The 6,211-nt window shown below is 70.7% G+C and carries 5 protein-coding genes; 3 read left to right on the forward strand and 2 right to left on the reverse strand.

From position 1 onward, the window contains the following. Positions 1-60: 60 nt before the first annotated feature. The gene (locus ACIBFB_RS22855) at positions 61-1,497 is read right to left on the reverse strand and encodes a uracil-xanthine permease family protein (RefSeq protein WP_397233325.1); all 1,437 of its coding nucleotides are present in this window, start codon (positions 1,495-1,497) and stop codon (positions 61-63) included. Positions 1,498-1,942: 445 nt separating this feature from the next. Between ACIBFB_RS22855 and ACIBFB_RS22860 the strand changes: the two genes are divergently transcribed. Both ACIBFB_RS22860 and ACIBFB_RS22865 read left to right on the forward strand, forming a co-directional pair. Then, positions 1,943-3,046 (forward strand): alginate lyase family protein, encoded by a 1,104-nt coding sequence (locus tag ACIBFB_RS22860; protein ID WP_397233327.1) that lies wholly within the window; start codon positions 1,943-1,945, stop codon positions 3,044-3,046. A gap of 60 nt (positions 3,047-3,106) precedes the next feature. Continuing rightward, the gene (locus tag ACIBFB_RS22865; protein ID WP_397233329.1) at positions 3,107-4,906 is read left to right on the forward strand and encodes a peptidoglycan-binding protein; all 1,800 of its coding nucleotides are present in this window, start codon (positions 3,107-3,109) and stop codon (positions 4,904-4,906) included. Between the two features lie 144 nt (positions 4,907-5,050). On the opposite strand, the gene ACIBFB_RS22870 is transcribed toward ACIBFB_RS22865, so the two are convergent. After that, positions 5,051-5,338 carry a hypothetical protein gene (locus ACIBFB_RS22870; RefSeq protein ID WP_397233331.1) on the reverse strand — a complete coding sequence of 96 codons (288 nt, stop codon included), beginning with the start codon at positions 5,336-5,338 and terminating at the stop codon, positions 5,051-5,053. Positions 5,339-5,685: 347 nt separating this feature from the next. Between ACIBFB_RS22870 and ACIBFB_RS22875 the strand changes: the two genes are divergently transcribed. Then, positions 5,686-6,045, forward strand: a complete 360-nt coding sequence (locus tag ACIBFB_RS22875; RefSeq protein ID WP_397233333.1) for a UBP-type zinc finger domain-containing protein — start codon at positions 5,686-5,688, stop codon at positions 6,043-6,045. Positions 6,046-6,211: the final 166 nt, after the last annotated feature.

Consider the following 6,211-nt stretch of genomic DNA (forward strand, 5'->3'; position numbering starts at 1 on the left):
GAGGCTGGGCCCGACCGCGGGTCCTCCGGGGTCTGGTTCCGAGCGGACGCGGGCCCGGGGTCAGGGGCGCCGGGCGTCCTCGGCCGCAGGGGCGCCCTCGGTGCCGTCGGTGCCGGGGGGCCTCGACCGGGTCTCGGGGGACTCCCGCGGCGACTCCGGGGATGCCTGGTCGCGGGACTCCTGAGGCGTGCGGTAGAGCCGGGGCCGCAGGTGGTGGAAGAGGGCGTTGAGCACGGCCGCGCTGACCGCGCCCACTGCGACGCCGCTCTCCAGCAGGATGCGGGCGTTGGCGGGGAAGGCCTCGTACATGCCCGGGACGAGGATCGGCAGGAGGCCGAGGCACAGGGCCACGCCGATGATGAAGGTGTTGGCGTGGTCGTCGAGGGCGGCGCGCTGGAGCATCTGGATCCCCAGGACGATCACGACGCCGAAGACGAGCACGGCGCTGCCGCCCACCACCGGCGCCGGGATCGCGCTGACCAGCGACGTGACGGGCGCGACGAAGCCGATCACGATGAGGATGACCCCGGCGGCCGCGGTGACGAAGCGGCTGCGGACGCCGGTGACGCGGATGATGCCGATGTTCTCGCCGCTGCACACCATCAGCGGAGTGCCGAAGAGGCCGCCGGTGAGCGAGGTGAGGGCCTCGGCGCGGATGGTGCGGGGCGCGTCGCGGCGGATGTCGATGTCCTTGCCGACGACCTGGCCGTTGACCACGGTCTGCCCGGTGGTCTCGGCCATGGAGGCGAAACTGTAGATGAGCAGCGGGACCGAGGCGAGCAGGCTGAACTCCGGCACGCCGAAGGGCAGGGGCCGCGGGGCCTGGACGAGTCCGACGTCGGTCGCGCCGGACAGGTCGGCGGCGCCCATGGACACCGCCAGGACGGTTCCGGCGACGAAGCCGAGCATGACGGCGATCTGGCGCAGGACGCCGGTGAACAGCCAGTAGAAGGCGATGGTGAACCCGATGGCGGCCATGCCGAGGAGCAGGTCGCGCGGGTCGCCGAAGTCGGCGTCGCCGGGACGGCCGGTGATGAGGAAGGCGCTGATCTTCACCAGGTTCACCCCGACGATGACGATCATCGTGCCGATGACCAGCGTCGGGAAGAAACGCAGCAGCCGCGCGAAGACGGGCAGCGCGACCAGGTAGAAGACCGATGTCAGGATGACCGCGCCCACCGCGGTCGGGGCGCCGTGCTGCTGGGCGATGGCGATGAAGAGCACGACGGGCGCGCCGCCGGGCAGCATGACGAAGGGGAGCCTGGCCCCGATCCGGAAGGGACCGAGCGACTGCAGCAGCGATCCGATGCCGGACAGGACGAAGGCCGCGGCCAGCAGGTTGACGCTGAGTTCGGTGGACAGACCGAGCGCGGCGCTGACGAGGAAGACGCTGGAGATGGGTGCGGCGGCCATGACCAGGACGTGTTGGAGGCCGAAGAGGACCATCGAACTGAGGGGTCGGTACTCGTCCACGGGGTGTCGGGGGGTGTGCGACACGGGCGGGCTCCGTTCGTAGGAGTGGCGGTGCCTTGCGATCGGCCAGTGCCCCCGCCTGGACCAAATCGATTTGGCCGCAAGTATGCGGTGGTCGCGGGTGCGGAGTCAAGGCCTGGGATGCCGCGGTGCCTCCGGGTGCGCGCGGAGCCCCGCGACGCACGGGCGTCGTGCGGGTTGGCGGCCGGCCCACTCGGCGACGCCCGCCGATGCCACTGGAACCACGCCGCCGCGGGTGCTTCGGCCGCTCGGAGTCTCCGCGAACGAGCAGGTCAGCGGCTTGCCGACGAAGAGACATGAGACTCTTTCGTCATCTTTTCGCTATCGCCGGACGCCACACTGGTCCGGCGAGGCCATGAAGGTCCTCGGAATCCCCCTGTGCGACCGCGCCGACGGGCTTCACCCTGCCCTGCCCGCGCCGCACCTGCTTTCCAAAGAGAGGATGACCATGCCATCCGATCCGGTGACGAGCCGTCGATCGTTCCTTCACAGCGTCGCGCTCGTCAGCGCCGGGGCCACCGCCGCGAGTCTCCTCGACCCGTTCACGGCGAGCGGGGCGCACGCCGCGACCTACGCCCACCCCGGTCTGCTGCACACCGGTGCCGGCTTCGCGGACCTGACCGCCAAGGCGGGCGGAGGCCAGGAGCCCTGGGCGTCCGGCTGGGACGCGGTTCTCGCCAACGCCCGGTCCCAGACCGACTGGTCGGCCAGCCCGGTGGCCGCGCTGAACGTCAGCGGGGGCGACGAGAACTTCACCCGCCTGCTCGACGACGCGCACGCCGCCTACCAGAACGCGCTGGTATGGCAGCTGACCGGGGACGCCTCCCACGCCGACACCGCCAGGGACATCCTCAACGCCTGGTCGCAGACGCTGACGTCGGTCTCCGGCGCACCGCTGCTCGGGCAGACCTCCGGCATCTACGGCTTCGTGCTGGCCAACGCCGCCGAGGCCGTCCGTGACCACACGGGGTTCGACACGGCGGGATTCAGCGCGATGCTGACGGACGTCCTGTACCCGCACCACGACGCGTACCTGTCCGCGGACTCCGAGCACTGCGGGACCGCGTACGCCGTGAACTGGGAGCTGTCCCACATCGCCTCGGTACTGGCGATCGGTGTCTTCTGCGACGACAGCGCCAAGGTGGACCAGGCGACCGCGCTCATCACCGACACGCCCCGGATCATGAACGCCATTCCCTACATCTGGGACGGCGGCGCCTCCGACCGGTACTCGGTCACCGGTCTCAGCCTGCTCGCCGCGATCTGCGAGATGGCCTGGAGCCAGGGCGTCGACCTCTACGCGAGCCACGGCAACCGCCTGCTGGCGGCCAGCGAGGAGGTCGCGCGGATCGAACCCGCGTCCGCGGAGGTTCCGTTCCTGGGCGCCTGGGGCACCTCGGCGACCAGTCCCGCGTGGGCGATCATCCACCACCACTACGCGACGAGGAAGGGTCTGTCCGCCCCCAACACGGCCGGTCTCGCCGACCAGGCGCGCGCCGAGGGCGGCGGTTTCGATCAGCTGGGCCTGGGAGGACTCGCCTACTCCCTGTAGCGCTGCGTGCCGCCCGCACCCCGCCAGTCCCCCGCCCAGTCGTAAGGAAGAAGTCCTGTCATGAAGTTCGTCACCAAAGCCATGTGGGGCGGCCGTCCGTACGAGCCGAACGGTGATGCGCCGATCACGTCCAACCGGGGCGTGAAGGTCCACTACCTCGGGTCGCTCTACGAACTCGTCGACCACAGCCACTGCGCGGCGAAGGTCCGCTCCGTCCAGAACGAGCACATGGACGGGCGCGGCTACGCCGACGTCGGTTACAGCCTGATGGTCTGTCGGCACGGCTACGTGTACGAGGGCCGGGGAAGGAACCGGCAGTGCGCCGCCAACGGCGACCAGGCCCTGAACCGCGACCACTACTCGGTCCTCGGGATGGTCGGAACCGAGCCGAGCTGGTACCACACGCTCTACCGGGACTACTGGAACTACCGCCCGACCGCGGAGATGAAGCAGGGCATCCGCGACGCCATCGCCTACCTCAGGCACTACGGCGGCGCCGGCGATGAGATCCTCGGCCACAGGGACGGCTACGCCACCGCGTGCCCGGGGCCACTCCTGTACGACCTGGTCCAGAGCGGCGCGTTCGAACCGGGCCAGAACAGCGGTCCCATGGAGTATGTGACCGGGGTCGGCGAGACGCTCGGATCCGTGGCCGCCAAGTTCAACGTCCCCTGGATGGAGCTGGCCCGCATCAACGACCTGCCCTTGGTCGTGCTGGAGAACTACCAGTTCGGGCTCGGTACCCGGCTGCTCATCCCGGCCCTCAGCGCGGGGATGGAGCCCCAGGGCGGCGTCAGCGGGCCCGTCGGTGACTACGTTCCCTTCCCCGGCACCGACTGGTTCCAGGGCCGGCCGAACAGCCGGATCATCATGGCCATGGGCGTACGGCTCGTCCAGGAGGGGTGCAACCCGTACCAGGTGGGTCCTGGAGACCAGTGGTCGGACGTCGACCGGGACGCGTACGCGATGTGGCAGCGCAAGCTGGGCTTCTCCGGCGCGGACGCCGACGGGTGGCCCGGGCAGACGTCCTGGGACCGCCTCAGGGTCCCCGCCGAGTCCGGCGTCTCGGCCGGTGCGACCGGTTACGAGCCGTTCCCCGGAGCCGAGTTCTTCCAGTCCCACCCGGACAGCCCGATCGTGACGGCGATGGGCGTGCGCCTGGTCGCCGAGGGGTGCGGCGCGTACCTGTCGGGTCCGGGGCCGCGGTGGAGCGAGGCGGACCGCACGTCGTACGCGAACTGGCAGGAGAAGCTGGGGTACTCCGGCGCCGACGCCGACGGCTGGCCCGGCAGGACCTCCTGGGACCAGCTGAGGGTCCCGCGCCAGGGCTTCGGACCCTACGAACAGGGCGGTGTGTCCGGCTACGAGCCGTTCCCCGGCGCCGACTGGTTCACGACCAGCCCCAACAGCGCGATCGTCACCCAGATGGGCAACCGCCTCATCGCCGAGGGCTGCGGCAGGTACTCGTCCGGCGCCGGTCCCCAGTGGACGGAGGCGGACCGCGAGTCCTACGCGGCCTGGCAGGAGAAGCTGGGCTTCACCGGCGCGGACGCCGACGGCTGGCCCGGCGGGACCTCCTGGGACCAGCTCAGAGTGCCCAGGTACTCGACCGAGTACGAGCCGTTCCCGGGGGCCGCCTTCTTCCAGGCCAACCCCGACAGCCCGATCGTGACCGCCATGGGCCGCCGACTGGTGGCCGAGGGCTGCGGGCGGTACCAGGTCGGACCGGGGCCCCAGTGGTCCGACACGGACCGGGATTCCTACGCGGCCTGGCAGGAGAAGCTGGGGTACTCCGGCGCGGACGCCGACGGCTGGCCCGGCAAGACCTCCTGGGACCAGCTCAGAGTGCCCAGGAGCTAGGGGTCGCTGCGCGAACCGGTGCGGCCGTGGCCGCACCGGTTCGGCGTGCCTGCCCCGAAGGGCTTCAGACCCCTTCGGACGGAAGCCGCGAGGGCGGCCGATCCGGCGGCCGGGACCTTTGCCCGAGGCGGCACGCGGATCTCGTCAGTCGAACCGGACCGCCTCGACGATGTGCGTTCGTATGTTGTTCCTGGTGCGCTCGGCGAGCCCGGAGTCGTTCGAGTACGCGCTCACCGTGATCCACAGGTTTCCCGGTTGGGGGACGCAGACCACCGTGGCGATCACGTCCCTCTTTCCCCCGATCACTTGGTAGTCGCGGTTGTCGGACGGGTCCCACACCGTGAGGCCGTGTTCCCTCATCGCGTCCTCCGCGAAACTCAGGCCGGCCCCGAGAGTCGCGTGCTTGGTGAACGTGCCCCAGTGCGCATACATGTGAGTCCCCTTCGCGTCGAGCGACAGAAGGTGCGTTCCGACGGCCGTCGGCGACCGCTCCTCCTGTCGCACGCATGGAATCCGCCACCCAGGAATGCGCGAATCCGCCCAGCTTCCCCCATGGGCCGGGGAGTGGGTGTGAAAGGCGTTCGGCGCCTGGCGGCGAGCGCGCTCCACCACCAATGCTACTGCCGGAAAGGCCGCGGTGATTCTGTCGTGGTTCGCCTTTTTGACAAAGCCGTCACCACGCTCAACTCGGCCCTTACCCTGCCCGGGGGGCGCGCCCGCGGGCGGACCGCGGCCCGGCCGTCAGCCGCGTACGATGCTCCGTATACCCGAGGAGGCGCGTGGAATTGACCGACGACGAGACCACCGGCATCGACCCGACCGTCCCGCCGAGCGGCGAGGGCTGTGTCGAGTGCCTGGCGGACGGCGGATGGTGGGTGCACCTGCGCCGCTGCGCCGCCTGCGGGCACATCGGCTGCTGCGACTCCTCCCCGTCGCGGCACGCCACCGCCCACGCGCGTTCGGCCGGGCACCCGGTTCTGACCAGCTTCGAGCCGGGTGAGGACTGGTTCTGGAACCTGGAGACCCAGAAGTTCCACCGAGGCCCCGCGCTCTGCGAGCCGACCTCGCGGCCCGCGTCCCAACCCTCGCCCGGACCCGCTGGCAAGGTGCCCCCTGACTGGCGCTCCCAGCTGCACTGAACGTCGGACGGCCGTCGTCGGCGCCGCGATGGCGGTCACTCCAACCGTTCGGGCATCTGGAACACCGGTGGGGCTCGGCCTCAGCCGAAGAGGTCCTCGGCGGTCTCGACCCTGACGGCACGGCGCACCCACGCCTGAAGCTGCTCCGGGTCCGTGCACGCGGTGA

It is taken from the genome of Nocardiopsis sp. NPDC050513, from assembly GCF_044457925.1.
Lineage (GTDB): Bacteria > Actinomycetota > Actinomycetes > Streptosporangiales > Streptosporangiaceae > Nocardiopsis.